We start from the raw sequence: 25,751 nt of genomic DNA on the forward strand, positions 1-25,751 counted from the left end.
GCATGGATACCGCATTTCTGATCACCGCCTTTGTCACGCTGTTTGTCGTGATCGACCCGATCGGGCTTGCACCGCTGTTCATCGCGATGACCCATGACACATCGGCGCAAAAACGGCGGGCGATCGGCATTCGCGCCTGTGTGATCTCGATCTGCATCCTGACCGTCTTTGCCGCGTTTGGCGAGGCGGTGCTGAGCTTCATCGGAATCTCGATGCCCGCCTTTCGCGTCGCCGGTGGTATTCTGCTTTTCCTGACTGCGCTGGACATGTTGTTCGAACGGCGCACCAAGCGACGCGAAGACAAGGCCGAGGAAGACGAGGGACCGGACCCGTCGGTGTTTCCGCTGGCCATCCCGCTGATCGCCGGTCCGGGGTCGATCGCGACCGTGATCCTTCTGGCAGGACAGAAACCGGGGGTCGAGGGACTCGCCGTCGTGATCGGCATCATGATCGCGGTTGTCGCGCTTGTTTTTCTCATGTTCCTGCTCAGCGACGTTCTCGCCAGGGCGCTCGGCAAGACCGGGATTGTCGTTGTCACCCGTCTGCTCGGCATGTTGCTCGCCGCACTTGCAACCCAGTTCGTGCTCGACGGGCTGCGCAATTTCGGCTTTGCCAGCTAGCAAGCGCGCGCCGACTGCCTATATGCATCGGGTACGCTGCGAAAGGTCCCCATGTCGTCATTCGAAATAGGCAACGCGCTCTACCTGATCCTGCTGCTGGTCATGGTACTCACATGGTATGTCGCGCAGAACCGCCGGTCGTTGGGGCGGGTTGCGCAACAGGCGCTGGCCTGGGGTTTGATCTTTGTCGGCGTCGTCGCGGCAATCGGGGTCTGGGACGATATCCGTCAGACACTGCGCCCGACCCAGAGCGTCATAACCGCAACCGGGCAGATCGAGGTCCCGCGTGCGCCCGACGGACATTATTATCTGACCCTTCAGATCAATGACACACCGGTTGATTTCCTTGTCGATACCGGCGCGTCCGAGATGGTGCTGACCGCCGAAGACGCGGAACGCATAGGGCTGGTCATGGACGACCTGATCTTTTCCGGCCGCGCCATGACTGCAAATGGCGAGGTACGCACCGCGCGTGCCCGCCTCGACAGCGTTGCCCTTGGCGACCATCGTGACCGGGATGTGACCGCATGGGTCAACGAAGGCAAGATGGAGCAATCCCTGCTCGGCATGACCTATCTGCGCCGCTGGAGCCGCATCGAGATCAGCGACAATGCGCTGGTGCTGACCCGCTAACACGTTGCGATCCGGCTGGAAATCGGGTTGGCCCGCGCTCTCGATGATGCATAGATGGTCCTGACGCTGTCGAACGCAGGACCCGTGCATGGAACATTATCTCGTCTACATCGCCTTCGCGATGCTTCTGTATTGCATGTACTCGGCCAGGATCGGCTCGTTCGGCGTCACCATGCCCATGGTCTGCCTTGCGCTCGGCGTCCTGTTCGGGTTGGCCGATTCCACGCTTGGTCTTGGCGCGGCCACCACCTTTCACCACCTGGCGGAAGTCACGCTGGCGTTGCTGCTCTTTGCCGACGCGACCAGCCTGCGGCGCGACAGCCTGCGAAAGATCGGACAACGCACGCAGCGCATGCTGCTGGTTGGCCTGCCCCTTGCCATCGTCATCGGCGCCTGTGTGAACTGGCTGCTGCTGCCCGGTTGGCCGTTGTGGGAGGTTTGCCTGCTGGCCGCGCTTCTCGCTCCGACGGATGCGGCGTTGGGGCAATCGATCCAGTCCAATGACAACATCCCGCAGGACTTCCGTGATGCCATGAACGCGGAAAGCGGGCTGAATGACGGGCTGGCCCTGCCCTTCGTGGTCTTTTTTGCCGGGCTCGCGGTGGGCGATTCCGATCCGTCCTCTGGTGGCAGCGTCCTGGTCACGCTGGTTGCCAGGGAAATCTGCATCGGCGCCGCCGTCGGGCTGGCCGGCGGGTTCGTGATCGGCAAGCTGCGCAATCACGTGAACGCGCGCGGATTGATGGACCCGGAACTCGGTCAGGTTGCCGTCCTGATCCTGGTCGGTTTCATATATTTCGCGGCCGATCATATCGGGGGCAACGCTTTTGTTGCGGTGTTCGTTGCCGGGCTCGCCTATGCCAATACGGTCAAGGCGTCGATACTGCCCGCCCGCCACTTTCTCGAAGGCGATGGCCAGTTTCTCGCCATGCTCAGTTTCTTCTTCATCGGCGTCCTGTTCATCCCCGAGGCGCTTGGCTACATGACCGGGCCGGCGCTGCTCGTGATCCTGCTGTCGCTGTTGGTTGTTCGTCCACTTGCCATCTGGCTCTCGCTGCTGGGAACGAAAACCAGCACCAATGAAAGGCTGTTTTATGGCTGGTTCGGACCGCGCGGGCTCGCGACGGCGTTGTTCGCGATCTTTGTCGCCACCGATTTCAAGGGAATCGTTATGGTGCAGCAGATCGTCGCCATCGCGATCACCGCGGTGCTGATTTCGGCCTTTGTCCACGGGTTCACGGCCAAATACGCGGCACAGATGTTCCGACTGGACAAGTCCGGGGAAAGCTGAAGCGTTTCGCGCCGGCGAAACCGTGGATCAGTGTTCCGCCTTTTTCTCCCAGCGACCGGAGTCTTCGGACCAGTATTGCGCCGCGCATCCTGCAGCGGTCAGCGATTTCCATTGCTCGCGCGCACGCTGCACCGCCGCAGGATCGTTGCCATCGAACAGGATACAGGCCCGTTCAAGAGCGGTCACTTCCGCCGGTTCGATATCCGCCCCGTCGATGGTCATCATGCAATCCGGCGCATTCGCGGCGCGGTCGGTGGTGAGCAGGATCGGCTGGTCCGCATCATGCGGCCCGCCCGCGATCCCGTGTGCCAGAAATCCATCCTCCGGGCCAAGCCAGAGCTGTTCATCCAGCCAGTTCATGCGCGCAGTATCGGTGCCACGCACCGCGACGCGCCAACCGGCCTGACGCGCCTTGCCCAGCAGCACCGGCAAAGTGCGTTCCAGCGGCTGGCGCGTGAGATGATAGAAATACACCGCCCCCATCACGACACGGCCATCGGATCATGGTTTCCCGGCGTCGACGCCACGGGCAATGGGGGAAGTTCCGGCATGATCACGCGATCCCGATCACTCCGACGCTTCGAACTTGTCCAGCACCAGCCGGTTCAACGCCGCAACGCCCCAGCCGGTCGCGCCCTTGGGGGCAAAGTCGGTCTCGGCCTTGACCGACGCCACACCGGCGATGTCCAGATGAATCCACGGCGTCTCGTCCTTGATAAAACGCGCGAGGAACTGGGCCGCGGTGATCGACCCGGCCGGGCGCCCGCCGGTATTCTTGATGTCGGCAATACGCGACTTGATGAGATCGTCATAGGATTTGCCCAGCGGCATCCGCCACGCGCCCTCGCCCTCCGCCGCCGCGGATTTGAGAAAGGCGTTGCAGAGGTCGTCATCGTTCGAGAACACCCCGGCATTGTCGTGGCCAAGCCCGATGATGATCGCGCCGGTCAGGGTCGCGAGATCGATCACGCCCGCGGGGTTGAACCGTTCCTGCGCGTACCAGAGCACGTCACACAGAACCAGACGGCCCTCGGCATCGGTGTTGATCACCTCGACGGTGGTGCCCTTCATCGACGTGATGACATCGCCCGGCCGCGTGGCCGTGCCCGATGGCATGTTCTCGACCAGCCCGACCAACCCGACGACATTGGCCTTTGCCTTGCGCAGCGCGAGGGCGCGCATGGTGCCGGCGACAACCCCCGCGCCGCCCATGTCCATGGTCATGTCTTCCATGCCGCCCGCCGGTTTCAGCGAGATACCGCCGGTGTCAAACACCACGCCCTTGCCGACCAGAGCCAGTGGCGCATCGCCTTCCTTGCCGCCGTCCCATTGCATCACCACAACCTTGGATGGGCTGGCAGAGCCCTGCCCGACGCTGAGCAAGGTGCGCATGCCCAGTTCCTCGAGCTTGTCCTCTTCGAGGATCTCGACCTTGAGGCCAAGTTCCCGCATCTCGGCCAGACGGTCGGCAAACTCGGTGGTGGTCAGCACATTTGCCGGCTCGTTCACCAGATCGCGGGTCATATGCGCGCCCTCGGCGACCGCCAGCAACGGCGCGGCGGCCTCGGAAACCTCATCCGCCCTGGTGTGATAGAGCGTGACCGCGCCGGGCGTGTCCTGCGTCTCCTCGTCAGAGGATTTGTGCACGTCAAAACGGTAGTCACGCAACGCGACTCCCAGAACCAGTTCCGCCGCCTTGCCGCTGCTGCCGGCCATGATGCTGAGCGCTTTGTCGCCTTTCAGTTTGGCCAGAGCCGCTCCGGCCTTGCGGGCGTCGACCGCCGAGACCTTGCGATCCAGAACGAGGACATCCAGCGCCTCTGCCGCCATGCCGGTCGGCCAGGCCAGCGAGATCACCTGGCCCGACTTGGCCTTGGAGAAACGCTCGCTTTCCAACAGCCGCGCCAGCGCCCCCCTGGTCAGCCGGTTGGCCCGGCGCGCCGCCGGGTTCAGCTTGCCGTCCGGCGCCACGATGATGGCAACCCGCCCCTCGGCGGTCTCCATCAGGTCAAGATCGGTGGTTTCGAATGCAATCGGCGTCAATCGGCTCATCTTCGGGCTCTCCCATCTGGTGTCGCCGCTACAGGTAACGCGGGCGGCACAGCTTGACCAGATAGCAGTTTCCGCCACCTTCGAATTGCATTAGGGTCGCGTTCACGAATTTTGCAGTCGAGCAGGGAGAGCGCGGTGTCACGATACGACAGATACGTCCTGTCGCAGTACCTTGTGTTGTTCGGCTTCTTCTCGTTGATTCTCGTGGCCGTGTTCTGGATCAACCGCGCGGTCGTGCTGTTCGACCGGCTGATCGGGGACGGGCAGTCGGCAATGGTGTTTCTTGAATTCACTGCGCTGACCCTTCCCAACCTGATCCGGATGGTGCTGCCGATGGCGGCGTTTGCGGCCTCGGTCTATGTGACCAACCGGCTGAATTCCGAAAGTGAACTGACGGTGATGCAGGCCACGGGATCGAGCCCCTGGCAACTGGCCCGCCCGGCGCTGGCTTTCGGGCTGATCACCGCGCTGATGATGAGCATTCTCACCCATGTGCTGATGCCCGCCTCGACCAAGCAACTGGCGATCCGCGAGGCCGAGATCGCCCGCAACGTCACCGCCCGCCTTCTGACCGAAGGCAGTTTCCTGCACCCTGCCAACGGCGTCACCTTCTACATCCGCCAGATCGACCCGGACGGCCGGTTGAACGGCGTTTTCCTGTCGGATCGACGCGATCCCGAACAACGCGTGACCTATACCGGGGCCGAGGCCTATCTCGTGCGCGAGGGGGATCGTGCCAATCTGATCATGGTGGATGGTATGGCGCAGCGTCTCGACACGGCGACCGAGACCCTCTCGACCACGGTTTTTGCGGATTTTTCCTTCGATATCAGCTCGCTGATCAAGAAGAACGACAATCGCACCCGCAGTATCCGTGCCATTCCGACCCTGGAACTGATGCGGACACCAGGCGATATCACCGAGAATGACGGCTATACGCCCGGACAGATCGCCGAGGAACTGCATCTGCGCTTCGCGCGGGCACTGATCTGTGTGGCGGTGACACTGATCGGGTTCTCGACCCTGATGCTTGGCGGGTTCTCGCGTTTTGGCGTCTGGCGGCAGGCACTTCTGGCGTTCGTGCTGCTGATCTTCCTCGAAATGCTGCGCGGTGTCGTGTCCGACCCGGTTCTGGAGAATGCGAACCGATGGCCGCTGATCTACCTGCCGACCGTCGTTGGACTGATGGTCGCGGTATTGTTCCTGCGTCTCGCCTCGCGACCGCGCCTGCGGCGCATCAAGCCGAACCCGGCCCCGCCCGCCGAGGTCGCCCCATGATCCTCGACCGGTATTTTGCAAAACGCTTTCTCATCAGTTTCCTGATGATCGGCGCGGTGTTCCTGACGCTGATCATGCTGATCGACCTGATCGAGCAACTGCGCAGGTTCGAGGGCGTCGATGTCAGCTTCGGGCAGCTGTTTCGCCTGATGCTGCTCAATGCGCCGGCGGCGATCAACGAAATCCTGCCGTTGCTGATGATCCTCTCGACCATCGTCCTGTTCATAGGGCTGGCCCGCAGCAGCGAACTTGTCGTGACGCGCGCTGCGGGGCGATCGGGCATCCGCGCGCTGGCGGCTCCGGTGCTGGTGGCGATGATCATCGGGGGGCTTGCCGTCAGCACGCTCAATCCCATCGTCGCCGCGACCTCCAACCGCTATCAGCAATTGTCCGACACCTACCGCACCGGTGGTCCATCGGCGCTGTCGCTCAGCGGCGAAGGTCTGTGGTTGCGGCAAGGGGCGCTTCAGGGGCAGTCGGTCATTCACGCCACGGGATATGGCGGCGACGAGGATTTGCTGGTGCTCTATGATGTGACCATCCTGACCTATGCCAGGGATGGCGGTCCGGTGCGGCGTATTCGTGCCGAAAGCGCCACACTGACCGAGGAGGAATGGATACTGGGCGACGTCAAGGTGTGGCCGCTCGCCGCCGGGCTGAACCCGGAATCCAACGCCGTCACATATGACACGCTGCGCATCCCGACCACGCTGACCGAGGACCGTATCCGCGACAGTATCGGCAAACCGACCGGCATTTCGGTCTATGACCTGCCGCAGACCATTCGCGAACTGAAACGGGCCGGGTTCTCGACCAAGCGCCAGGAGGTCTGGTTGCAAAGCGAACTGGCGCGACCGCTCTTCCTGGTTGCGATGGTTCTGGTCGGGGCCGCCTTTACCATGCGCCACACCCGCTTTGGCGGAACCGGCATTGCGGTGCTGGCCTCGGTCCTTCTGGGTTTCGGGCTGTACTTCATCCGCAACTTTGCGCAAATACTCGGAGAAAATGGCCAGATCCCCGTATTGCTGGCCGCCTGGGCACCGCCGATCGCGTCGATTATGCTCACCCTCGGGTTACTCTTGCATGCGGAAGACGGATGACGCACACCATCGGCAACCTATTCAGAAGCCTTTTGCTCGCAACCGCAGTCTGGACGGCCACGCCTGCGGTTGCACAGCAGGAGCCTGACAGCGCGGCGCAGGGCGCGGTTCCGGCGATGCTGGTTGCGGACAGCGTCTTTGTCACGCCGGATCGCCAACTGGTGGCCGAGGGCAATGTCGAGGCGTTTCAGGGCACCACCCGCCTGCGCGCCAGGCGGATCATCTATGATCGCGAAACCGGGCTGCTCTCGATCGAAGGGCCAATTTACATCGATGACGGCGGCGACATGGTCATCCTCGCCGATGCCGCGCAGATCGATTCGGACTTTCAGAACGGCCTTTTGACCGGCGCGCGGATGGTGCTGGACGAACAACTGCAAATGGCCGCCTTGCAGATGAACCGGGTCAGTGGCCGCTATACGCAACTGTTCAAGACCGCTGTGACCTCCTGTCATGTCTGCGGGGACGGTCGTCCACCGCTCTGGCAGATCAGGGCGCGCAGGGTGATCCACGACCAGACCGAGAAACAGCTCTATTTCGAGGATGCGCAGTTTCGCATTCTTGACGTGCCGGTGATGTATCTGCCGCGGTTCCGCCTGCCGGATCCGACGCTCGACCGCGCGCGCGGCTTCCTGATCCCGTCGATCCGAACGACCACGCAACTGAGCACCGGGGTACGGCTGCCGTATTTCATCCCCTGGGGTGACTCGCGTGATATCACGCTTGCCCCCTATATCTCATCGCGCACGCGAACGCTGGACTATCGCTACCGGCAGGCGTTCCGCAACGGCCGCATCAATTTTGAAGGCGCCTATACGCGCGACGACCTGCAGCCGGGCGATTCGCGCGGCTACCTGTTCGGCTATGGCGCCTTTGACCTGCCCCGCGATTTCGAACTGAAATTCGATCTGGCGCTGGTTTCCGACGATGCCTACCTGTCTGAATATGACTTGCCGGATCTCGACCGCCTGCGCAGCGAGATCGCGTTGACGCGCGTCAAGCGCGACAGCGCTTTTCAGATCGACCTGATTCACTACCAGTCCCTGCGCGAGGATGACGACGAGACGACACCGAGCCGCTTTGCCGACGTATTCTACGAACGCCGGTACTTCCCCCGGGCGATCGGCGGCGAATTGCGGCTGAATTTCGAAGGCCACGGCCACGAACGTGTCTCAAGCGTCGATATCGACGGACGCGATGTCGTGCGTGCGACGGCCGACATAAACTGGCGGCGGAGCTGGATTGCAGGCAACGGCCTGCGCACCGATTGGCAAATGGGCGTCACCGGTGACATCTTCAAGATTTACCAGGACAGCGATTATCCCGACGACATCATCCGCACGACCCCGAGTGCGGCGTTGACGTTCAGCTATCCCATGAGCAAGAGCATGGGCAACGGCGTCACCCATTACCTGGGTCCGGTTGTTCAGCTCGGTTGGAGCGACGTTCACGGAGACGATCCGCCCAACGACGAAAGCCGCTTTGTCGAATTCGATCAGGGCAATCTGCTGTCCCTGTCACGCTTTCCGGCACCCGACCGCCGCGAGAATGGCGCGGCCCTGGTCTATGGCCTGAACTGGTCGCGCTATGCGCCCTCCGGCTGGCAGGCCTGGGCCACGATAGGACAGGTATTTCGCAAGACCGAGGACGGCTCGTTCACCGACACGTCCGGGCTGTCGGGAACATCGTCCTCGATCCTGGTGGCAGGGCAGTTTGAGCACGAAAGCGGTCTTTTGCTGATGGGACGCGGTTTGATCGACAATTCGCTGAGCATGAACAAGGCCGAGTTCCGGGGCCGCTGGCGCAATGACCGGCTCGACCTGGCGGGCACCTATCTCTGGCTGGGCACCGATCCCGAGGAAGACCGCGGATCGCCGCTTTCCGAAATGTGGTTCGACGGCATGTATGACATCAGCCCAAGCTGGTCCGCGGGCGCCAGTCTGCGGTATGACATCTCCGACCGTCGCGCCACACGGGCCGGTCTGGGGCTTGTCTACCGCAATGAGTGCGTAACGGTCGATCTTTCCCTCAGTCGCGACTATACGTCATCCACAAGTATTGAGCCAACGACCGATTTTGGCTTTAGTATCTCGCTACGCGGCTTTGCCGTAGACAGCGGAACCGAAAAATATAGGCGATCATGCAGTTGAACCTCACTTTCCGAATCTCCTCCGCCGCCAACAGGCTGCGTTCCGGTTTTCTCGCCGCCCTGGCCCTGTCAGCGACAACGGGAATCGCCGCTGCGCAAGGGCTGTTTGCGCCGGTTATCACGGTGAACGACCAGGTCATCACCCGCTATGAGCTCGAGCAGCGCGCCGAATTTCTCAGGTTGCTCGGCGTGCCGGGCAACCCGGACCAACTCGCACGCGAGGCACTGATCGAGGACCGGCTGAAATTGCAGGCCGTCAAATCCGTCGATCTGGAAATCACCTCCGAACAGATCGATGCCGGCATAGAAGAACTGTCCTCGCGCACCGATCTTTCGCCGGAAGAGTTCATAAAGGAAATCGAAAGGGGGGGTGTTTCGGTCGAAACCCTGCGCGATTTCGCCAAGGTCAACGTGGCCTGGCGCGAATTGATCCGTGGTCTCTATCTGTCGCGCGCACGTCCCAGCGAAGCCGAGATCGACCGCGCCATCGGCAGCGGCGGGGGCGGTGGGCTGCGCGTTCTGCTCTCGGAAATCGTGATCCCGGTCACACCGCAGACGCGGGATCAGGTTGACGAACTGGCCGGGCAACTGGCGCAGCTCAGGAGCTTTGCCGCATTCTCCGATGCCGCAAGCAAATACTCGGCGACACAGACCCGCAACAACGGCGGGCGTATGGAGTGGATCGACCTGAATGCCCTGCCGCCAGGGCTTCGTCCGCTGATCCTCGCGCTGTCCCCGGGCGAGGTGACCGACCCGATTTCCCTTTCCGAAGCGGTTGCCCTGTTCCAGCTTCGGGACATCAGGGAAGCCGCCGTGAGTACGCCGCGCTATTCCAAGATCGACTATGCGCTCTATTACCTGCCCGGCGGCCGGACGCCCGAAGCGCTTGGCAATGCGGCGCGGATTGCAAGCGACATCGACACCTGTGACGATCTCTATGGCATCGCCAAGGATCAGCCGCCGTCGCAACTGGAACGGTTGAGCCAGGCCCCGTCGCAGATTCCTCGTGATGTCGCCGTCGAATTGGCCAAGCTCGATGAGGGCGAGGTGTCCACCGCACTGACCCGGTCCAACGGGCAGACTCTCGTCCTGCTGATGATGTGCGGGCGCACCGCCGAAGCCAACGAAGAGGCCACCCGGGAGCAGGTTGCGCAATCGCTGATCCAGCAGCGCCTGACCGCCTATGCCGACAGCTATCTCGACCAGCTTCAGGCCGACGCCATCATCGTGGAAAGATGACCGCGCCGATCGCGCTGACCTGCGGGGATCCTGCCGGGATCGGCCCGGAACTTGCCGTCAAGGCGTGGCAGATGCTCGGCCCGGATTGTCCGTTCTTCTGGATCGGTGACCCGCGCCATCTCCCCCCGGCCACGCCGATTGCCGAAATCGACAACGCCGGACAAGCCTGTGCTGCGTCTCGACGCGGGTTGCCCGTGCTGGCGCATCGGTTTGCGTCTCCGGCGACACCCGGCCGACCGGACCTGGAAAACGCGGCGGATGTCATCGAGGTGATCAAACGCGCCGTGGCGCTGGTGCAATCCGGCGAAGCCGCTGCGGTCTGCACTGCGCCGATCAGCAAGAAGGTGCTGATAGACGGCGCCGATTTCGCCTATCCCGGCCACACCGAATTTCTCGCGGCCCTCGCCGGATGCGAGCGGGCCGTGATGATGCTGGCCAGCGCGCGCCTGCGCGTGGTGCCCGCAACGATTCATGTCGCTCTTGCCGATGTGCCACGCCTGCTGACGCCGGATTTGCTGCGCGACACTATCAGGATCACCGCCGACGGGCTGCGCCAGCAATTCGGCATCCCCCACCCCCGCATCGCCGTCGCCGGGCTCAACCCGCACGCGGGCGAAGGCGGCACAATGGGTGGAGAAGAGCGCGACTGGATCGCACCATTGCTCGGGGAACTCGCGGATGAACACGCGACGCTGACCGGCCCGCACCCTGCGGATACCCTGTTTCACGCGGCGGCGCGCGCGACCTATGATGCGGTGATCGCGATGTATCACGATCAGGCCCTGATCCCGATCAAGACACTGGATTTCGATCTCGGGGTCAATATCACGCTTGGCCTGCCCTTCATCCGGACCTCGCCGGATCACGGCACAGCGTTCGATATTGCGGGTCAGGGTCAGGCCAATCCCGACAGCCTGATCGAAGCGCTGAAATGCGCACAAACGATGGCGTCCCGATCCGCGGCGGCGCGCAGCGGCGATGATGGAGGCGGCGCGCGATGAGCGCCATCGACGACCTGCCCCCCTTGCGCGAGGTCATCGCGGCCCATCAATTGTCCGCACGCAAATCACTGGGCCAGAATTTCCTGCTGGATCTCAACCTGACGGCCAAGATTGCGCGACAGGCGGGCAAGCTGGACGAATGCGATGTACTGGAGATCGGGCCCGGTCCCGGCGGGCTGACGCGGGGCCTGCTCTCGGAGGGCGCGCGCAGGGTGCTCGCGGTGGAAAAAGACAGCCGCTGCATCCCTGCCCTGCAAGAGATCGCGGCGGCCTGTCCCGGGCGGCTCGAAATCCTCGAAGGCGATGCGCTCGAAATCGACCCGCTGGCCCACCTGACGCCACCGATCAGAATCGCGGCCAACCTGCCCTATAACGTGGGAACGGAGTTGCTGATTCGCTGGCTGACCCCGCCGGAATGGCCGCCTTTCTGGCAGAGCCTGACGCTGATGTTTCAGCGCGAGGTGGCGGAGCGGATCGTGGCGCGGCCGGGCACCAAAGCCTATGGACGGCTGGCCATTCTCGCACAATGGCGCGCCGAGGCCCGCATCGCGATGAGCCTGCCGCCCGGAGCCTTTACGCCGCCCCCCAAGGTTTCAAGCGCGGTGGTGCATCTGACCGCCCTGCCCGAACCACGCTATCCGGCAAACGCAAAAACCCTCGAGCGGGTCGTCGCCGCCGCGTTCAACCAGCGACGCAAGATGCTGCGCGCCGCATTGCGCGGGCTTGCTCACGATATCGAGGATCGGCTGATCGCGGTTGGCCTGCGCCCGACGGACCGTGCCGAACAGGTCCCGCTGGAAGGGTTCTGCGCGTTGGCACGCAATCTCGACGGCTGACGAAAGCGCCGAATGTGGTGCCGCGCGCGTGTCCGGCGCGACACATGACGCCCTATTCGGCAGCTTCCGGGCTGCCACCGTCCGGATTATCCGTCGCCTCGACCTTTGCGGCCGCCTTGGCCTTGGTCGTGGTCCGGGGCTTCCTGCTCGGCGCAGCGGCCTTCTTGGGCGCGGCCTCGGTCTCGTTGGGCGCGTCCGCCTTCGTCGCCGGTTTGCGCGTACGCGGTTTCCGGGCCGGCTTTTTCGCCTTGTTCTCGGGTGTTTCCACCAGGCCGCTCTCGTCGCTTTCATCATTGCTCAGGTCAAGAACGTCGGGTTGCGGCGCGGCACCCGGATCGGGCTGATGCTGAGGCTCGGGCGTTGCGTCGGGTTCAGGCGCCTGACTCGTGGCGGCAGCGGCCTCGCGTTCCTGCCGTTCGGCGCGTTCGCGATCCCGTTCCGCCTGTCTCTCGCGATTCTGGCGTTCCTGCTCTTCGCGGCGACTTTCCATTTCCCGCTGCGCCTCGCTCAGAAGGCGCAGGTAATGCTCGGCATGCTGCTGGAAATTCTCGGTCGCCACGCGATCATTGGACAACTGCGCATCACGTGCCAGTTGGTTGTATTTCTCGATGATCTGCTGTGGCGTGCCACGTACCTTGCCTTCCGGGCCGGAACTGTCGAAAACCCGGTTGATGACATTTCCACCACCTTGCGACCGGTTGCGGTTCGACTTTGACCGCGAACGTGATTTGGACGATCTCATATGCTTAGTGTCAGCCTTGTATTCGCTGTCTTTTGATCCGCTTCACGCCTCGTGCGTTCAAGTAAACACCGGATCATCGACTTTTTGGGCTTGTCGTTGCACGCGTGCTCGCTGAGCATCTTTCGGGGCAACGTCCTTGAGTAACCATGTCCGGCAGTCGCAGACAAGTCTTTCTGAACATTTTTCGCGCAAATTTGCCTGAAATCGTGGTTTTCTGCCGCAGTTTACAGAAAAATTATGGGGCTGATGCGCGGATGACACGTGGACGGCCATCAAGATCATGAATCACGTCGGCATCGCCCAATCCCGCCGCGAGCAGCAGCGCGCTGACCGCCTCTGCCTGTGTCGGGCCAATCTCGACGAGCACCCGTCCACCCGGACTGAGGTGCTGTAGCGCCCGCGCGGCAATCGCCCGGTAGGCTCCCAGCCCGTCGCCCCCGTCGGTGAGCGCCATCTCGGGCTCGTGCTGGCGAACTTCATCCTGAAGCCCCGGCATTTCGGCCTGCGCGATATAGGGCGGGTTCGACACGATCAGATCGAACGCACCGGACACCGCCTCGAACCAGTCCGAGCGCAGGATCTCGGCGCGCGATTGCACATTGTGAAGGACGGCGTTGGCGCTGGCCTGCAAACAGGCCGCCTCGCTCAGGTCCACGCCCATCCCGGTTGCCTGCGGCGTTTCGGCCAGCAGCGTCACCAGGATACAGCCCGATCCCACGCCAAGATCGAGTAACCGCGAAAACGGCTTTGACAACGCGGCTTCGATCAGCGTTTCGGTTTCCGGCCTTGGATCAAGCACTTCTCCGCTGATCTTGAAGCGGCGCCCATAGAATTGCCGCTCGCCCACCAGATGCGAGACCGGCACCCGGATAGACCTCAGCGCGATCAGTTGCTCATAGCGTTCGCCGATATCCGGCGCGAGATCCTCCGGCGCAATCAGCGTCACGCGCGCGGCTTCGATGCGCGCGGCATGGGCCAGCAGAATCCGCGCATCCCGTGCCGGCTCGGCCACGCCGGCCGCACGCAGGCGAGCGGTTGCGGCCACCATGGCCTGTGCCGCGGTCGTCACGCGCCCATCTCGGCAAGCAGACGGGCCTGATCGTCAGTGGTCAGCGCGTCGATCACCTCATCCAGGTCGCCCTGCATCACCTGATCGAGCTTGTAGAGCGTCAGGTTGATTCGATGATCGGTCATCCGGCCCTGCGGGAAGTTGTAGGTCCGGATACGTTCGGACCGGTCGCCACTGCCCACCTGCGCCGCGCGATCCGCGGATCGTTCACTGTCAACCCGCTGACGTTCCATGTCATAGAGCCGTGTCTTGAGCACCTGCATGGCGATTTCGCGATTGCGATGCTGACTTTTCTCGGAGCTGGTGACGACGATCCCGGTCGGCAGATGGGTGATGCGTACGGCGGAATCGGTGGTGTTCACGTGCTGCCCGCCTGCGCCAGAACTTCGCATCGTGTCGATCCGCAGGTCATTCGCGTCGATCTGGATGTCCACATCCTCGGCCTCGGGCAACACCGCCACGGTCGCGGCAGAGGTGTGAATGCGCCCGCCGCTTTCGGTCGTCGGCACGCGCTGCACCCTGTGCACACCGCTTTCGTATTTCATGCGGGCGAACACGTTCTGGCCCTTGATATGGGCAACGACTTCCTTGATCCCGCCCAGTTCGGTAGCCTGTTCCTCGATGATGTCAAAACCCCAACCACGGGTCTCGGCGTATCGCTGATACATCCGCAGAAGATCGGCGGCGAACAACGCGGCCTCGTCCCCGCCCGTCCCCGGACGAATCTCCAGCATCGCAGGGCGTCCATCGGCTTCGTCACGCGGCAACAGGCTGAGTTGCAGCGCATGTTCCGCCTCGGGCAGCCGCGCGCGCAGCAGCGGCAGTTCTTCCTCGGCCAGTTCCTTCATGTCGGGATCCGCCAGCATCGTCTCGGCCTCGGCCAGTTCTTCGCGCAGGCGGCGATAGGTCTCGATCTGTTCGACCACGGGGCGCAGGTCGGAATACTCCTTGGCCAGCGCGGCAATGTCGCCGCCGCTGGCACCATCGGCCATTGCGGCTTCAAGGAACTGAAACCGCTGGTTGATCTGTTCTAGGCGTTCTTCAGGGACCATCTGCGGGGTTTCTTATATCGGGGGTCTTTGGTCAAGGGGCAGGCTGTGCTAGGATCTCGCAATGAGAGGTGTTTTCCTGCCGATACTGCTCGCTTGCACATCCCCGGCCCTCGCCGATGTGACCGGTCCGGGTGGCAAGGTGCAGGAGTGCTACTGCACCGACAAGAGCGGCGCGCGGGTCGATCTGGGTGAAACCATCTGCCTGCAGGTCGATGGCCGCATGTTCATGGCCCAGTGCCAGATGTCGCTGAACGTTCCGATGTGGCGCGAGATTCGCGAAGGTTGCCTGTCATCACGGCTCCAGGGCATCGATCCAGTTCTCGACGCGGGCGCGGTTCACCCCCAGATCTGATTTTCCGAACCGCGCACGGCCATAGATCTCCAGGCGGTCGCCCACCTGCCGTGCCGTCGTGTAGTCCGGAAAACCAAAGACGACAGATCGGGTGACATAGGTGACCATCCCCTCGTCCACCGACCCGAACAGCCGTTTGGTATGCGGCTCGGCGACGGCAATTGCATCAAACCGGGCCAGACCGTCACCGCCCGTATCGACGACGCGAGTCACGCCATTTGCAAAATCACCGGCCTGTAGTCCGTCAGGCGTCTGATGCCATTTTCCCGGATCGCTGGGCGCAAGCCGGACATAGCCCATCGCCACGACAGCAAGGGTCACACACAGCCATACGATCACCATCACACGTCTCATTTCCCAGTTTCACAAGCCATCTGCCGTCAGCCTAGGCGGCCTCTGTCACCGACAGAGGCTGCGCCCGCTCCACGAGGCGCGCGAAGAACGAGGCCCCGACCGGTGCAACCTCGTCGTTGAAATTATACGCCGGGTGGTGCAGCCCGGCGGTATCGCCCTGCCCCAGGAACAGATAGGCCCCGGGCCGTTCCTGCAGCATATAGGAGAAATCCTCTGCCCCCATTTCGCGCCCGGCCTCGGCCATCACGCGTCCTTCGCCAGAGATTTCGCGGGCAATATCCGCCGCGAATGCGGTTTTTTCCGGATCGTTGACCGTCGCCGGATAACCGACCTCATAGCGAAGTTCCGCCGTCACCCCATAGCTCGCCGCCTGCCCCGCGACGATGGCGGCCATGCGCTCCTGTACCATCTGCTGCACCCGGCGATCAAAGGTGCGCACGGTGCCGTTGATATAGGCGGTATCGGGGATCACGTTGTCTACGGTGCCGGTGTGAATCTGCGTCACCGAGATGACCAGATCGTCCAGCGCATAATGGTTGCGGCTCACGATGGTCTGTATCGCCTGCGCGATGCCGCAGGCGGCCATCACCGGATCACGGGTTTCATGGGGCATTGCGCCATGCCCGCCGACCCCCTGAATGTCGATATGGAAGGTATCCACCGCCGCCATCAGCGCTCCGGGCGTGGTGTAAAAGCCACCTTCCTCGAAGCCCGGCGCGTTATGCAACGCATAGACCTGCGAGATCCCGTAGCGATCGAGTATGCCCTCCTGCACCATGACCTCGGCACCCCCGCCCGACTCTTCGGCGGGTTGAAAAATCAGCGCCACGCGCCCGGCAAAATTACGGGTTTCCGCAAGATAACGCGCCGCACCGAGCAGCATGGTGGTATGGCCATCATGGCCACAGGCGTGCATTTTACCATCATGGGTGCTGGCATAGTCCAGGCCGGTTTCCTCGGTGATCGGCAAGCCGTCGAAATCCGCGCGCAAGCCTATGGTCGGACCCGCTTCGCTGCCCTCGATCAGCGCAACGATGCCCGTCTGCGCGATCCCTTCCTCTACCGAATCCACCCCGAATTCGCGCAGCCGCTCGGCGATGAACGCCGCGGTCTTGGGACAATCGAAGCCCAGTTCCGGAATGGTATGCAGGTAGTGCCGCCATTCGCTCATTTCGGCAGAAAAATCGGCAATGCGGTTGACGACGGGCATGAGGTGGACTCCTGTCTCGCGGAATGGATTATTCATCTGACACAGGAACAGAGGCCGCCGCAATGCCCGATGATACGCTGATACATGACCGGAACGCAGGAATAGAACGGTTGCTGGAAATCATGCGTCGCCTGCGCGATCCCGAGACCGGATGTCCCTGGGATGTCGAACAGGATTTCGCCTCGATCGCGCCCTACACGATTGAAGAGGCCTATGAGGTTGCCGACGCGATTGACCGCCAGGACTGGAACGAATTGCAGGGTGAACTGGGCGATCTGCTGTTGCAGACCGTCTATCACACACAGATGGGCGAGGAAGCCGGTCACTTCGATTTTCAATCGGTGGTGCGGGCAATCTCCGACAAGATGGTCGCACGCCACCCGCATGTCTTTGGCGATGAATCGCGCGACAAGTCGGCGGAACAGCAGACTGCCGACTGGGAGGCGATCAAGGCCGTGGAACGGGCGGGCAAGGCACAGCAGGGCACGCTTGACGGCGTCGCCGTGGGCCTGCCTGCGTTGCTGCGGGCCTACAAGCTGCAAAAGCGCGCTGCCCGCGTCGGATTCGACTGGCCCGATGCGTCACATGTCCTGAACAAGATCAGCGAGGAATGCGCCGAGCTTGTCGAGGCGCGCGACGCGCAGGACACCGACCATGCAGAAGAGGAATTTGGCGATCTGCTTTTTGTGATGGCCAATCTCGCGCGTCACATGGGCATAGATCCCGAGGCCGCCCTGCGCCGCGCCAATGCCAAGTTCATCCGGCGGTTCCAGGGGGTTGAAATGCATCTGGCGGAGAAGGGAAAATCACCAAAAGACAGCGATCTGGCCGAAATGGACCTGCTGTGGAACAAGGTCAAGGATGCCGAAAAAGCGGCAACGGCCTGAAGGGGAAACGAATGGTCGTCCATATCGACGCGTACAAGATCGCCTACATGCCACTGCCGAAAGCGGCCTGCACCTCGGTAAAGGCCGGGCTGGCGCTGGTTGATCCGGCCATCGACACATCACTTGAGACGATCGCGCAAAACCCCGACATCGTGCATGGCTATTACCGGACCCGACGGTTTCGACCGCACCGGTGGCAGGCCTACGAAGGCTGGTGGCGGTTTGCAGTTGTCCGCGATCCTCTCAAGCGCCTGTTATCGGCCTATACCGACCGTGTGGTGAAACGACGGGATCTCTACAAGAGCCCGAAGCTCAGGCGCCAGGACGCCACCCTTCCCCGCGATCCGGACCCGGATTTCTTCTTCCGGCACTTGCCCGAATACCGACAGGCTGCATCCGTCATCAAGCATCATGTCCTGCCCGCCCATCTGTTCATCGGATTGAAACCGCACCGGTATGATCGTGTCTACAAAATCGAGGAAATGGGCGAACTGGCCCGCGATCTTGCCGAACGGATCGGTCAGGACGTCAACCTGCCCCGCTTCAACGAAAGTTCGGACAAACTCGATTATGCCGACCTTCAGCCTGATACCCAAAGCTGTATTCGCGAATTTCTGAACGAGGATTACGAACAGCTGGACGCATATTATCCACGACCGTGGTAGCCGGCACGGCCGGGACGCTGGACAAAGCGCCGGAGGATTGACACTGTTTCCCCTTGTCGGAGCGAAAGGCACATCATGAGCACGCGCGAGATCATCATCGATACCGATCCGGGACAGGACGATGCGGTCGCCATCCTGCTCGCGCTTGCCAGCCCGGACGAGATCGATGTCCTTGGAATCACCGCCGTGGCCGGCAACGTGCCTCTGGCCCTGACGGCCAGGAATGCGCGGATCGTCTGTGAACTGGCGGGCCGGCCGGATATTGCCGTCCACGCGGGATGTGACCGTCCCCTCGGTCGTCCTCTGGTCACCGCTGAGCATGTTCACGGCGAAACCGGGCTGAACGGTCCGGTGCTGCCCGATCCCGTGATGCCGCTGCAAGAGGAACACGGGGTCGATTTCATCATTCGCACCCTGCGCGCGCAGGAAAGCGGCACGGTGACGCTCTGTCCGCTGGGGCCGCTCACCAATATCGCGATGGCGCTGGTCAAGGCCCCAGATATCGCCGAACGCATCGCGGAAATCGTGCTGATGGGCGGTGCCTATTTCGAGGTGGGCAATATTACGCCGACTGCCGAGTTCAACATTTACGTCGATCCGCAGGCCGCGGATATCGTATTCAAATCCGGCGTTCCGATCACCGTGATGCCGCTGGATGTCACGCACAAGGCACTGGTCACGCGCCCGCGCAACGATGCGTTTCGCGCATTGGGCACCCGCGTCGGCACGGCGGTGGCCGAGATGACCGATTTTTTCGAACGCTTCGACAAGGAAAAATACGGCAGCCAGGGCGCACCGTTGCACGACCCCTGCGTCATCGCCTACCTGATCAGGCCGGATCTGTTCATGGGTCGCCATGTGAATGTGGAGATCGAGACCAACTCGGAACTGACGCTTGGCATGACCGTCGCGGACTGGTGGGGCGTGACCGACCGCGCACCGAACGCGATGTTCATGGGAGATATCGATTCCGATGGCTTTTTCGCCCTTTTGACCGAACGCCTTGCCAGGTTGTGATCATCGCCGACCGCCACCCCTTGTTTGCACAGAACCGAAAGCAGCCCCATGAGCGCCTCTCTCCATCTCGCCAAGCCCGATGATCTGGACCGCCTGACCACCCTGGTGGCGGCCTTTCACGCGGAACAGGGGATCGAACAATCGGACGAGGCCCGACGCGCCGGTCTTGCGCCGTTGCTCGACGGTATTCCCCACGGTGCGGCCTATCTGATCGGCCCGGCCCGCGCCCCGATCGGCTACGTGATCATCACCTTTGGCTGGTCCGTGGAGTACGGCGGCCTGGACGGGATCATCGACGAGATCTACCTGCGCCCGCCGGTGCGCAAGCGCGGCATCGCAACCGAGGTCCTGATCAGCCTGCCCAAGGCGCTCGCCGAAGCGGGCGTCAAGGGCCTGCATCTCGAAGTCGATCGCGAAAATGAAACTGCGCAAAAGCTCTACGCCCGCGCGGGTTTCCGCGCGCGCGAGCGTTACATGCTGATGAGCAGGACCCTGTAGAGCACGCGACGGCGAGGACTCGCGGCAGGCTGTGTCCCCTCGTGATACGCACGGCAGAGTTCGGCGCCGAACGCATCCCCACGCTGACGACCACCGCCAGCGTGGGGCCTTGTCATAGCGTCCGTCAGCCGCGCAGAATCGAACGACCTGCGTATTCGGCAACCTCGCCAAGCGCCTCTTCGATGCGGATCAGCTGGTTGTACTTGGCCAACCGGTCCGAACGGGCCAGCGACCCGGTCTTGATCTGTCCGCAATTGGTGGCAACGGCGAGGTCGGCGATGGTGGCGTCCTCGGTCTCGCCCGAGCGGTGACTCATCACGTTGGTATAGCGCGCACGATGCGCCATATCGACCGCCTGCAGGGTTTCCGTCAGGCTGCCGATCTGATTCACCTTGACCAGCATCGAGTTCGCGCAGCCCCGGCTGATGCCCTCGGCCAGACGCGCAGGGTTGGTGACGAACAGATCATCGCCCACCAGTTGCACCTTGTCGCCAAGCGCCTCGGTCAGCGCCTTCCAGCCGTCCCAGTCGTCCTCGCCCATGCCATCCTCGATCGAGATGATCGGGTAATCCCTGACCAGCGCGGCCAGATAATCGGCATTTTCCTCGCTGCTCAGGGTCTTTCCCTCGCCCGCGAGCACGTATTTCCCGTCCTTGAAATACTCGGTCGCGGCGCAATCCAGCGCCAGGTAAATGTCGTCGCCCGGCTTGTATCCGGCCTTTTCGATGGACTTCAGCACGAAATCGAGCGCGTCGCGGGTACTGCCCAATTCGGGGGCAAATCCGCCTTCATCGCCCAGGCCGGTGGACATGCCCGCCGCCGACAGTTCCTTTTTCAGGGTGTGGAACACTTCGGATCCCATGCGCACCGCTTCGCGGATATTGGTCGCGCTGACCGGCATGATCATGAATTCCTGGATGTCGATCGGGTTGTCCGCGTGTTCACCGCCATTGATGATATTCATCATCGGCACCGGCAGCACACGCGCCGACGTGCCGCCGACATAGCGGAACAGGGGCTGCGTGGTGAAATCCGCCGCCGCCTTGGCCACCGCGAGGCTGACACCGAGAATGGCATTGGCACCCAGACGCCCCTTGTTCTCGGTCCCGTCCAGTTCGATCATCGCGGTGTCGATGGCCACCTGTTCGGTTGCATCGAACCCGACGAGTTCCTCGGCGATTTCACCATTCACCGCCGCCACGGCTTCGAGCACGCCCTTGCCCATATAACGCGATTTGTCGCCGTCCCGCCGTTCGACCGCCTCATAGGCTCCGGTCGAGGCGCCCGAGGGAACCGCTGCCCGGCCCATGGTGCCGTCTTCCAGAATGACGTCCACTTCGACGGTCGGGTTGCCCCGGCTGTCCAGGATCTCGCGGGCATGGATGTCGATAATCGTGCTCATGTCGGTCTGTCCCTCAAATAGATTTTGGCGCTTCATACCCTTGCGATGCCCCAAGGGAAAGAGACCTTTGCCGCCCCTGACGCAGTTTGCGTTCGCGCCAGAGCGTATAGATGCCCGAGCCGACGATAATCGCCGCGCCGGTCAGCATCGTCAGATCGGGCGTCTCGCGAAACACCAGCATACCGATCACCAGCGCAAAGATCAGGCGACTGTAGCGGAACGGCGTCACAAACGACACTTCGCCGATCCGCATCGCCGCGACAATGGCGTAATAGGACGCAACCCCCATGACGACCGCGCCGAGGATCAGCCCCCAATGGGACGCGGCAGGCATGACGAAACCACTCGGACTGAAAATGGACAGCAGCGTCGCGGCAGGGATCAAGGTCATGAAGGCCAGGAAACTGAGTTGAAAGGACGATGTCGCGCGCGGCACATTACGCGTGGCCAGGTCGCGCACCGCCAGCCCCACAACCGCTATCACGGCGAACAGCGAGAGCGGATCGAACGCATCCATGCCGGGCCGGATGATCATCAGCACCCCGAAAAACCCGGCGAGGATCGCGCTCCAGCGCCGCCATCCCACCGGTTCGCGAAAGAACAGGGCCGCACCCAGCGTCACCGCGAGCGGCGTCGCCTGAAGGATCGCCGAGGCCGAAGACAGCGGTGTCAGCGCAATGGCCGTCACGAAGCCCACCGTGCCGATCAGTTCACCGAGATTGCGAACCAGCACCGTCGGGCTCAGAGCCGCGCGCGGAAACAGAACCTCGCGGCGCAGCAGGGTCAGCGCGCCAAAGACAATTCCTCCGCCCATGCCGAGGATGCCGATGATCTGCCATGTCGGAAAAACACCGGCCAGCAGTTTCACGAACATGTCCTCGACTGCAAAGCCAAGCATCGCCAGCGTCATCAACGCAGCACCGCGCAGATTTTCCATGGGGTTCTCTTTCGGAAATCAGGGTTGTGATCTGCCTGTGTCCGAAATCGGAAACCTGCACAAGATCGGGTTGCACTCCGCGCATGGCACCCCTGCAACAGCCGCGCGAGATTGTGAAGGGTAAGGTCCGGTGATAGGCACGGTTTCATGCCGCTCGCATCCTCCCTGTCCGCTGCCAGAACCACGCTCGTCACCATTCTTGTCGGGCTATGCGGTGCCGCCCTGGCCTATCTGGTGTCGCTGCCCGCCTGGGTTCTGCTCGGGCCTGCCCTGGCCTCCAGCATGGCCAGCCTGTCGGGAATGCGACTGGCCATCGCTCCGCCGGTGCGGGATATGTGTTTCATCGTGCTGGGTATCGGGATCGGCACCGGTTTCGCACCCGACACCGGCGCCGCCATTGCACGCTGGCCTCTGGCCTTCGTGGTTTTGGCGGTCGCCCTGCTGGTGACGATGATCCTGTGCCGCGAGGTACTCCGGCGCGGTTTCGGGTTCGACATGCGCAGCGCCACACTTGCCGCCGCGCCCGGCCACCTGAGCTTTGTGCTCGGTCTCGCAACCGATCTCAACATCGACGTCGCGCGGATCACCGTGGTGCAATCCATCCGGCTGTTGTTCCTGACCCTCTCGGTGCCGTTCATCGCCGTCGCGATGGGATATGAATTCAGCGAACTCACCCTGTCGAGCGACGCGCCGCTGGCGGCGGGGCCGCTTGCCGCGCTGGCAATTGCCGCGATCCTCGTCGGTCTCGTGTTCAAACGCCTGCGCTTTCCGGCTCCGCTGTTGCTGGCGGCGATGGTGGTGTCTGCCATCGGCCATGTGACCGAACTGAGTGTGGGCGCGGTGCCGGACATGCTGCTTGCGCCCGCCTTCCTGATCCTTGGCACGATGATCGGAACACGGTTCTCCGGCATGTCGCGCCGCAGTTTCCTGGGATCGCTCCTTGCCGGGCTCAGCACCACGCTGGTTGCGGTCGGGGTCACCACGCTGGCTGCCGTTCCGGTTGCGATGACGCTCGGGATGCCGACCGCGCATGTGCTCGCCGCCTTTGCGCCCGGCGGGCTGGAAACCATGATCGCCCTCGGCGCGACAATGGCCGCCAGCCCGGGATTTGTCGCGGCCTGTCACGTCGCCCGGCTGCTGATCCTGATCGTTCTGATCCCGATCCTGCTCGGACGGCGCGCGCCCGCCTAACGCTTGCGGATCGGCACCCCGTAAAGTTCGAGCTTGTGCCCCCGCAATTCATAACCCAGCTTGGCCGCGATCTTCTCCTGCAAGGCTTCGATGTCCGGATCGACAAATTCGATCACGTCGCCGGAATGCATGTCGATCAGGTGGTCGTGATGCTCACGCTCGGCGTCTTCGTACCGCGCCCGCCCGTCGCCGAATTCGAGCCGGTCGAGAATGCCCGCCTCCTCGAACAGCTTGACCGTCCGGTAAACCGTGGCGATGGAAATCCCGGCATCGAGCGCGCTGGCCCGTGCATAGAGTTCTTCCACGTCCGGGTGATCGGTGCTGTCCTGCAACACCTGCGCGATGATCCGGCGCTGTCCGGTCATGCGCAGGCCCTTGGCCTCGCAACGGGCGCTGATCGTGTCTGTCATGTCTGTCCTTCTCGGCGCGGGCGTCGCGGCGGGTTTAAAGCATCCCGGCCCACAGGAAAAGGGCAAGCCGCAGCGGTTCGCACCCGCAGATGCACCACAGTCGCAACCCTGCGGCGACCTCGCGGGTTGACTCGCGCGCCGGAAACGCCCATGTCAGACGCGAGCGTTATCTTCTGCCGCGTGAGCAGGAAAGATCGAAAGCGGACACACCGCCCGGCCGCGAGACGGCCCGAATGCAAGATAGCGATACCGTGTTCCCAAGATCACGCGTGGGGCCAAACGCGCCGGACCAGTCCGTTTGCGGCATTCTGCCGTCGGACCGTGAGGGCTGGCGCTTCCCCATCCTGACCGCAGGGGCGGTCGGGCGAACGGCCTGCGGTTTGCAGGTCCGAAAGGATATGAATTGAGCGATTTCGACATGATGGGCCTGCCCGCCAAGCTGGTGGCACGCCTTGCCGACATGGGCATTACCGAACCGACCCCGATCCAGAAACAGGCGATCCCGCACGCATTGAACGGGCGCGACGTGATGGGGCTGGCGCAGACCGGCACCGGCAAGACGGCAGCCTTTGGCCTGCCTCTGGTCACCCGGATGCTGGAGTTCGGCAAGAAACCCGAGAAATACACCGTGCGCGGACTCGTGCTCGCCCCGACCCGTGAACTGGCCGGGCAGATCGCGCAGAACCTGCGGGCGATGTGCGAGAATACCCCGCTCAAGGTCGGCGTGGTGGTCGGTGGCCAGTCGATCAACGCGCAGATTTCGCGGCTCGAGCGCGGCACCGATCTGCTGGTGGCCACGCCGGGGCGGTTGCTCGACCTGATGGACCGGCGCGCCCTGACACTTGAAACCTGCAGTTTCCTCGTGCTCGACGAGGCCGACCAGATGCTGGACATGGGCTTTATTCACGCCCTGCGCAAAATTGCCGCGATGCTCCCGAAGGAGCGACAAACCATGCTGTTCTCGGCCACGATGTCCAAGCAGATGAACGAGATCGCGCAGAGTTACCTGGATCGCCCGATTCGCGTCGAAGTGACGCCGCCGGGCAAGGCAGCCGACAAGGTGACGCAAGAGGTCCACTTTATCGCCAAGGCGGAAAAGGCCAACCTGCTGATCGAATTGCTCGGCGGGCACAAGGAAGAACGCGCGCTGGTGTTCGGACGCACCAAGCATGGGTCGGAAAAGCTGATGAAACTGCTCGACAAGCGGGGGTTTGCGACGGCATCGATCCACGGCAACAAGAGCCAGGGCCAGCGCGACCGCGCCATCGCCGCGTTCAAGGCGGGCGATATCAAGGTGCTGGTGGCCACCGACGTGGCGGCGCGGGGGCTGGATATTCCCGATGTGAAACACGTCTACAACTATGACCTGCCCAACGTGCCGGACAATTACGTGCACCGGATCGGACGGACCGCACGCGCTGGCAAGGACGGATCGGCGGTCGCCTTTTGCGCACCGGACGAGATAGGCGAATTCAAGGCGATTCAGAAAACCATGGGCATCACCATTCCGGTTGCATCGGGTCGTCCGTGGGAGCCGATCGAGGAAGAGCGCAAACCCAAACGCGGCGGGGGCGCACGCGGAGGCCAGCGCCGGCAGGGCGGCGGTGACGCGAATGCCAAATCCGGAACCGGGCAACGCCGCCGCCGCCGACCCAACCGCCGCAAGGGCGGCGGCCAGCAATCTGCCGCCTGAAGCGCGCCATGCCGACCGGGGTCGCCCCCCGGTCGCGCAGCGTTTGTGACAGGATGATGCGCGGCGCCCCACT

General features: G+C 62.9%; 26 protein-coding genes. 16 read left to right on the plus strand and 10 right to left on the minus strand.

Annotation, left to right across the window (positions count from 1 at the left end):
- Window positions 1–2: 2 nt before the first annotated feature.
- From AB9K34_RS23115 to AB9K34_RS23125, 3 genes are all read left to right on the plus strand, one after another.
- Window positions 3–620 carry a MarC family protein gene (locus tag AB9K34_RS23115; RefSeq protein ID WP_369957029.1) on the plus strand — a complete coding sequence of 206 codons (618 nt, stop codon included), beginning with the start codon at window positions 3–5 and terminating at the stop codon, window positions 618–620.
- 51 nt (window positions 621–671) lie between these two features.
- Window positions 672–1,253, plus strand: a complete 582-nt coding sequence (locus tag AB9K34_RS23120) for a TIGR02281 family clan AA aspartic protease (protein ID WP_369957030.1) — start codon at window positions 672–674, stop codon at window positions 1,251–1,253.
- 88 nt (window positions 1,254–1,341) lie between these two features.
- Complete coding sequence (locus AB9K34_RS23125) at window positions 1,342–2,544, plus strand: cation:proton antiporter (RefSeq protein ID WP_369957031.1); 1,203 nt, start codon at window positions 1,342–1,344, stop codon at window positions 2,542–2,544.
- A 27-nt stretch (window positions 2,545–2,571) separates the two neighbouring features.
- Here the strand turns inward: AB9K34_RS23125 and AB9K34_RS23130 are convergent, their stop codons facing one another.
- Complete coding sequence (locus AB9K34_RS23130) at window positions 2,572–3,027, minus strand: DNA polymerase III subunit chi (RefSeq protein ID WP_369957123.1); 456 nt, start codon at window positions 3,025–3,027, stop codon at window positions 2,572–2,574.
- 84 nt (window positions 3,028–3,111) lie between these two features.
- Window positions 3,112–4,596: a leucyl aminopeptidase gene (locus AB9K34_RS23135; protein WP_369957033.1), complete on the minus strand. Its 1,485-nt coding sequence runs from the start codon at window positions 4,594–4,596 to the stop codon at window positions 3,112–3,114.
- A 135-nt stretch (window positions 4,597–4,731) separates the two neighbouring features.
- Here AB9K34_RS23135 and lptF point away from each other — a divergent pair, with 135 nt between their 5' ends.
- Genes lptF through rsmA form a run of 6 tightly spaced genes read left to right on the plus strand, consistent with a single transcriptional unit; the run spans window position 4,732 to window position 12,199 of the window.
- Window positions 4,732–5,874, plus strand: a complete 1,143-nt coding sequence (gene lptF, locus AB9K34_RS23140; protein ID WP_369957034.1) for an LPS export ABC transporter permease LptF — start codon at window positions 4,732–4,734, stop codon at window positions 5,872–5,874.
- The gene (gene lptG, locus AB9K34_RS23145) at window positions 5,871–6,974 is read left to right on the plus strand and encodes an LPS export ABC transporter permease LptG (protein ID WP_369957036.1); all 1,104 of its coding nucleotides are present in this window, start codon (window positions 5,871–5,873) and stop codon (window positions 6,972–6,974) included. The genes lptF and lptG overlap by 4 nt, the downstream gene beginning before the upstream one ends.
- Entirely contained in the window at window positions 6,971–9,124 is a 2,154-nt protein-coding gene (locus tag AB9K34_RS23150) for an LPS-assembly protein LptD (protein ID WP_369957037.1), read from the plus strand. Before lptG ends, AB9K34_RS23150 begins: the two co-directional genes overlap by 4 nt.
- On the plus strand, window positions 9,115–10,362 hold the full coding sequence (locus AB9K34_RS23155) for a peptidylprolyl isomerase (RefSeq protein WP_369957038.1): 1,248 nt from the start codon (window positions 9,115–9,117) through the stop codon (window positions 10,360–10,362). The genes AB9K34_RS23150 and AB9K34_RS23155 overlap by 10 nt, the downstream gene beginning before the upstream one ends.
- Window positions 10,359–11,363 carry a 4-hydroxythreonine-4-phosphate dehydrogenase PdxA gene (gene pdxA, locus AB9K34_RS23160; protein WP_369957039.1) on the plus strand — a complete coding sequence of 335 codons (1,005 nt, stop codon included), beginning with the start codon at window positions 10,359–10,361 and terminating at the stop codon, window positions 11,361–11,363. The genes AB9K34_RS23155 and pdxA overlap by 4 nt, the downstream gene beginning before the upstream one ends.
- Window positions 11,360–12,199, plus strand: a complete 840-nt coding sequence (rsmA, locus tag AB9K34_RS23165; RefSeq protein WP_369957041.1) for a 16S rRNA (adenine(1518)-N(6)/adenine(1519)-N(6))-dimethyltransferase RsmA — start codon at window positions 11,360–11,362, stop codon at window positions 12,197–12,199. The genes pdxA and rsmA overlap by 4 nt, the downstream gene beginning before the upstream one ends.
- A gap of 52 nt (window positions 12,200–12,251) precedes the next feature.
- On the opposite strand, the gene AB9K34_RS23170 is transcribed toward rsmA, so the two are convergent.
- The 3 genes from AB9K34_RS23170 to prfA all read right to left on the minus strand — a co-directional run bounded on the left by AB9K34_RS23170 (window position 12,252) and on the right by prfA (window position 15,062).
- Window positions 12,252–12,941 (minus strand): DUF4167 domain-containing protein, encoded by a 690-nt coding sequence (locus AB9K34_RS23170; RefSeq protein WP_369957042.1) that lies wholly within the window; start codon window positions 12,939–12,941, stop codon window positions 12,252–12,254.
- Between the two features lie 235 nt (window positions 12,942–13,176).
- Entirely contained in the window at window positions 13,177–13,989 is an 813-nt protein-coding gene (gene prmC / locus AB9K34_RS23175) for a peptide chain release factor N(5)-glutamine methyltransferase (protein WP_369957125.1), read from the minus strand.
- Between the two features lie 17 nt (window positions 13,990–14,006).
- Entirely contained in the window at window positions 14,007–15,062 is a 1,056-nt protein-coding gene (gene prfA / locus AB9K34_RS23180) for a peptide chain release factor 1 (RefSeq protein WP_369957043.1), read from the minus strand.
- Window positions 15,063–15,123: 61 nt separating this feature from the next.
- Here prfA and AB9K34_RS23185 point away from each other — a divergent pair, with 61 nt between their 5' ends.
- Entirely contained in the window at window positions 15,124–15,414 is a 291-nt protein-coding gene (locus tag AB9K34_RS23185) for a hypothetical protein (RefSeq protein ID WP_369957044.1), read from the plus strand.
- Here the strand turns inward: AB9K34_RS23185 and AB9K34_RS23190 are convergent.
- Together AB9K34_RS23190 and AB9K34_RS23195 are read right to left on the minus strand one after the other, a co-directional pair.
- Window positions 15,355–15,756 carry a DUF1499 domain-containing protein gene (locus AB9K34_RS23190; protein WP_369957046.1) on the minus strand — a complete coding sequence of 134 codons (402 nt, stop codon included), beginning with the start codon at window positions 15,754–15,756 and terminating at the stop codon, window positions 15,355–15,357. The genes AB9K34_RS23185 and AB9K34_RS23190 overlap by 60 nt on opposite strands.
- A 43-nt stretch (window positions 15,757–15,799) precedes the next feature.
- Window positions 15,800–16,978, minus strand: coding sequence for a M20 aminoacylase family protein (locus AB9K34_RS23195; protein WP_369957047.1), 1,179 nt, complete (start codon window positions 16,976–16,978; stop codon window positions 15,800–15,802).
- A 62-nt stretch (window positions 16,979–17,040) separates the two neighbouring features.
- On the opposite strand from AB9K34_RS23195, the gene mazG reads away from it, so the two are divergent.
- From mazG to AB9K34_RS23215, 4 genes are all read left to right on the plus strand, one after another.
- Entirely contained in the window at window positions 17,041–17,865 is an 825-nt protein-coding gene (gene mazG, locus AB9K34_RS23200; protein ID WP_369957048.1) for a nucleoside triphosphate pyrophosphohydrolase, read from the plus strand.
- A gap of 11 nt (window positions 17,866–17,876) precedes the next feature.
- Window positions 17,877–18,530, plus strand: coding sequence for a sulfotransferase family 2 domain-containing protein (locus AB9K34_RS23205; RefSeq protein WP_369957050.1), 654 nt, complete (start codon window positions 17,877–17,879; stop codon window positions 18,528–18,530).
- A gap of 75 nt (window positions 18,531–18,605) precedes the next feature.
- Window positions 18,606–19,547, plus strand: a complete 942-nt coding sequence (locus AB9K34_RS23210) for a nucleoside hydrolase (protein WP_369957051.1) — start codon at window positions 18,606–18,608, stop codon at window positions 19,545–19,547.
- A 48-nt stretch (window positions 19,548–19,595) separates the two neighbouring features.
- On the plus strand, window positions 19,596–20,045 hold the full coding sequence (locus AB9K34_RS23215; protein ID WP_369957052.1) for a GNAT family N-acetyltransferase: 450 nt from the start codon (window positions 19,596–19,598) through the stop codon (window positions 20,043–20,045).
- A 124-nt stretch (window positions 20,046–20,169) separates the two neighbouring features.
- Here AB9K34_RS23215 and eno read toward each other — a convergent pair whose 3' ends face one another.
- Window positions 20,170–21,447, minus strand: a complete 1,278-nt coding sequence (gene eno / locus AB9K34_RS23220) for a phosphopyruvate hydratase (protein ID WP_369957054.1) — start codon at window positions 21,445–21,447, stop codon at window positions 20,170–20,172.
- 13 nt (window positions 21,448–21,460) lie between these two features.
- Window positions 21,461–22,384 carry a DMT family transporter gene (locus tag AB9K34_RS23225; RefSeq protein WP_369957056.1) on the minus strand — a complete coding sequence of 308 codons (924 nt, stop codon included), beginning with the start codon at window positions 22,382–22,384 and terminating at the stop codon, window positions 21,461–21,463.
- A 147-nt stretch (window positions 22,385–22,531) separates the two neighbouring features.
- Here AB9K34_RS23225 and AB9K34_RS23230 point away from each other — a divergent pair, with 147 nt between their 5' ends.
- Window positions 22,532–23,575 (plus strand): AbrB family transcriptional regulator, encoded by a 1,044-nt coding sequence (locus AB9K34_RS23230; RefSeq protein WP_369957057.1) that lies wholly within the window; start codon window positions 22,532–22,534, stop codon window positions 23,573–23,575.
- On the opposite strand, the gene AB9K34_RS23235 is transcribed toward AB9K34_RS23230, so the two are convergent.
- Window positions 23,572–23,985 (minus strand): Fur family transcriptional regulator, encoded by a 414-nt coding sequence (locus AB9K34_RS23235; protein WP_369957058.1) that lies wholly within the window; start codon window positions 23,983–23,985, stop codon window positions 23,572–23,574. The two genes, AB9K34_RS23230 and AB9K34_RS23235, sit on opposite strands and share 4 nt — an antisense overlap.
- 403 nt (window positions 23,986–24,388) lie before the next feature.
- Here AB9K34_RS23235 and AB9K34_RS23240 point away from each other — a divergent pair, with 403 nt between their 5' ends.
- A complete protein-coding gene (locus tag AB9K34_RS23240; RefSeq protein WP_369957060.1) occupies window positions 24,389–25,678 on the plus strand; it encodes a DEAD/DEAH box helicase in 1,290 nt (429 codons plus the stop codon).
- Window positions 25,679–25,751 lie beyond the last annotated feature (73 nt).

This window comes from Sedimentitalea sp. XS_ASV28 (assembly GCF_041224545.1).
Classification (GTDB): domain Bacteria; phylum Pseudomonadota; class Alphaproteobacteria; order Rhodobacterales; family Rhodobacteraceae; genus Sedimentitalea.

Bases quoted from the DNA above. Each gene is read 5' to 3' on its own strand.
- AB9K34_RS23115 (WP_369957029.1), top strand. From the start codon at position 3: ATGGATACCGCATTTCTGATCACCGCCTTTGTCACGCTGTTTGTCGTG.
- AB9K34_RS23120 (WP_369957030.1), top strand. From the start codon at position 672: ATGTCGTCATTCGAAATAGGCAACGCGCTCTACCTGATCCTGCTGCTG.
- AB9K34_RS23125 (WP_369957031.1), top strand. From the start codon at position 1,342: ATGGAACATTATCTCGTCTACATCGCCTTCGCGATGCTTCTGTATTGC.
- AB9K34_RS23130 (WP_369957123.1), bottom strand. From the start codon at position 3,027: ATGGGGGCGGTGTATTTCTATCATCTCACGCGCCAGCCGCTGGAACGC.
- AB9K34_RS23135 (WP_369957033.1), bottom strand. From the start codon at position 4,596: ATGAGCCGATTGACGCCGATTGCATTCGAAACCACCGATCTTGACCTG.
- lptG (WP_369957036.1), top strand. From the start codon at position 5,871: ATGATCCTCGACCGGTATTTTGCAAAACGCTTTCTCATCAGTTTCCTG.
- AB9K34_RS23150 (WP_369957037.1), top strand. From the start codon at position 6,971: ATGACGCACACCATCGGCAACCTATTCAGAAGCCTTTTGCTCGCAACC.
- AB9K34_RS23155 (WP_369957038.1), top strand. From the start codon at position 9,115: ATGCAGTTGAACCTCACTTTCCGAATCTCCTCCGCCGCCAACAGGCTG.
- pdxA (WP_369957039.1), top strand. From the start codon at position 10,359: ATGACCGCGCCGATCGCGCTGACCTGCGGGGATCCTGCCGGGATCGGC.
- rsmA (WP_369957041.1), top strand. From the start codon at position 11,360: ATGAGCGCCATCGACGACCTGCCCCCCTTGCGCGAGGTCATCGCGGCC.
- AB9K34_RS23170 (WP_369957042.1), bottom strand. From the start codon at position 12,941: ATGAGATCGTCCAAATCACGTTCGCGGTCAAAGTCGAACCGCAACCGG.
- prmC (WP_369957125.1), bottom strand. From the start codon at position 13,989: ATGGTGGCCGCAACCGCTCGCCTGCGTGCGGCCGGCGTGGCCGAGCCG.
- prfA (WP_369957043.1), bottom strand. From the start codon at position 15,062: ATGGTCCCTGAAGAACGCCTAGAACAGATCAACCAGCGGTTTCAGTTC.
- AB9K34_RS23185 (WP_369957044.1), top strand. From the start codon at position 15,124: ATGAGAGGTGTTTTCCTGCCGATACTGCTCGCTTGCACATCCCCGGCC.
- AB9K34_RS23190 (WP_369957046.1), bottom strand. From the start codon at position 15,756: ATGGTGATCGTATGGCTGTGTGTGACCCTTGCTGTCGTGGCGATGGGC.
- AB9K34_RS23195 (WP_369957047.1), bottom strand. From the start codon at position 16,978: ATGCCCGTCGTCAACCGCATTGCCGATTTTTCTGCCGAAATGAGCGAA.
- mazG (WP_369957048.1), top strand. From the start codon at position 17,041: ATGCCCGATGATACGCTGATACATGACCGGAACGCAGGAATAGAACGG.
- AB9K34_RS23205 (WP_369957050.1), top strand. From the start codon at position 17,877: ATGGTCGTCCATATCGACGCGTACAAGATCGCCTACATGCCACTGCCG.
- AB9K34_RS23210 (WP_369957051.1), top strand. From the start codon at position 18,606: ATGAGCACGCGCGAGATCATCATCGATACCGATCCGGGACAGGACGAT.
- AB9K34_RS23215 (WP_369957052.1), top strand. From the start codon at position 19,596: ATGAGCGCCTCTCTCCATCTCGCCAAGCCCGATGATCTGGACCGCCTG.
- eno (WP_369957054.1), bottom strand. From the start codon at position 21,447: ATGAGCACGATTATCGACATCCATGCCCGCGAGATCCTGGACAGCCGG.
- AB9K34_RS23225 (WP_369957056.1), bottom strand. From the start codon at position 22,384: ATGGAAAATCTGCGCGGTGCTGCGTTGATGACGCTGGCGATGCTTGGC.
- AB9K34_RS23230 (WP_369957057.1), top strand. From the start codon at position 22,532: ATGCCGCTCGCATCCTCCCTGTCCGCTGCCAGAACCACGCTCGTCACC.
- AB9K34_RS23235 (WP_369957058.1), bottom strand. From the start codon at position 23,985: ATGACAGACACGATCAGCGCCCGTTGCGAGGCCAAGGGCCTGCGCATG.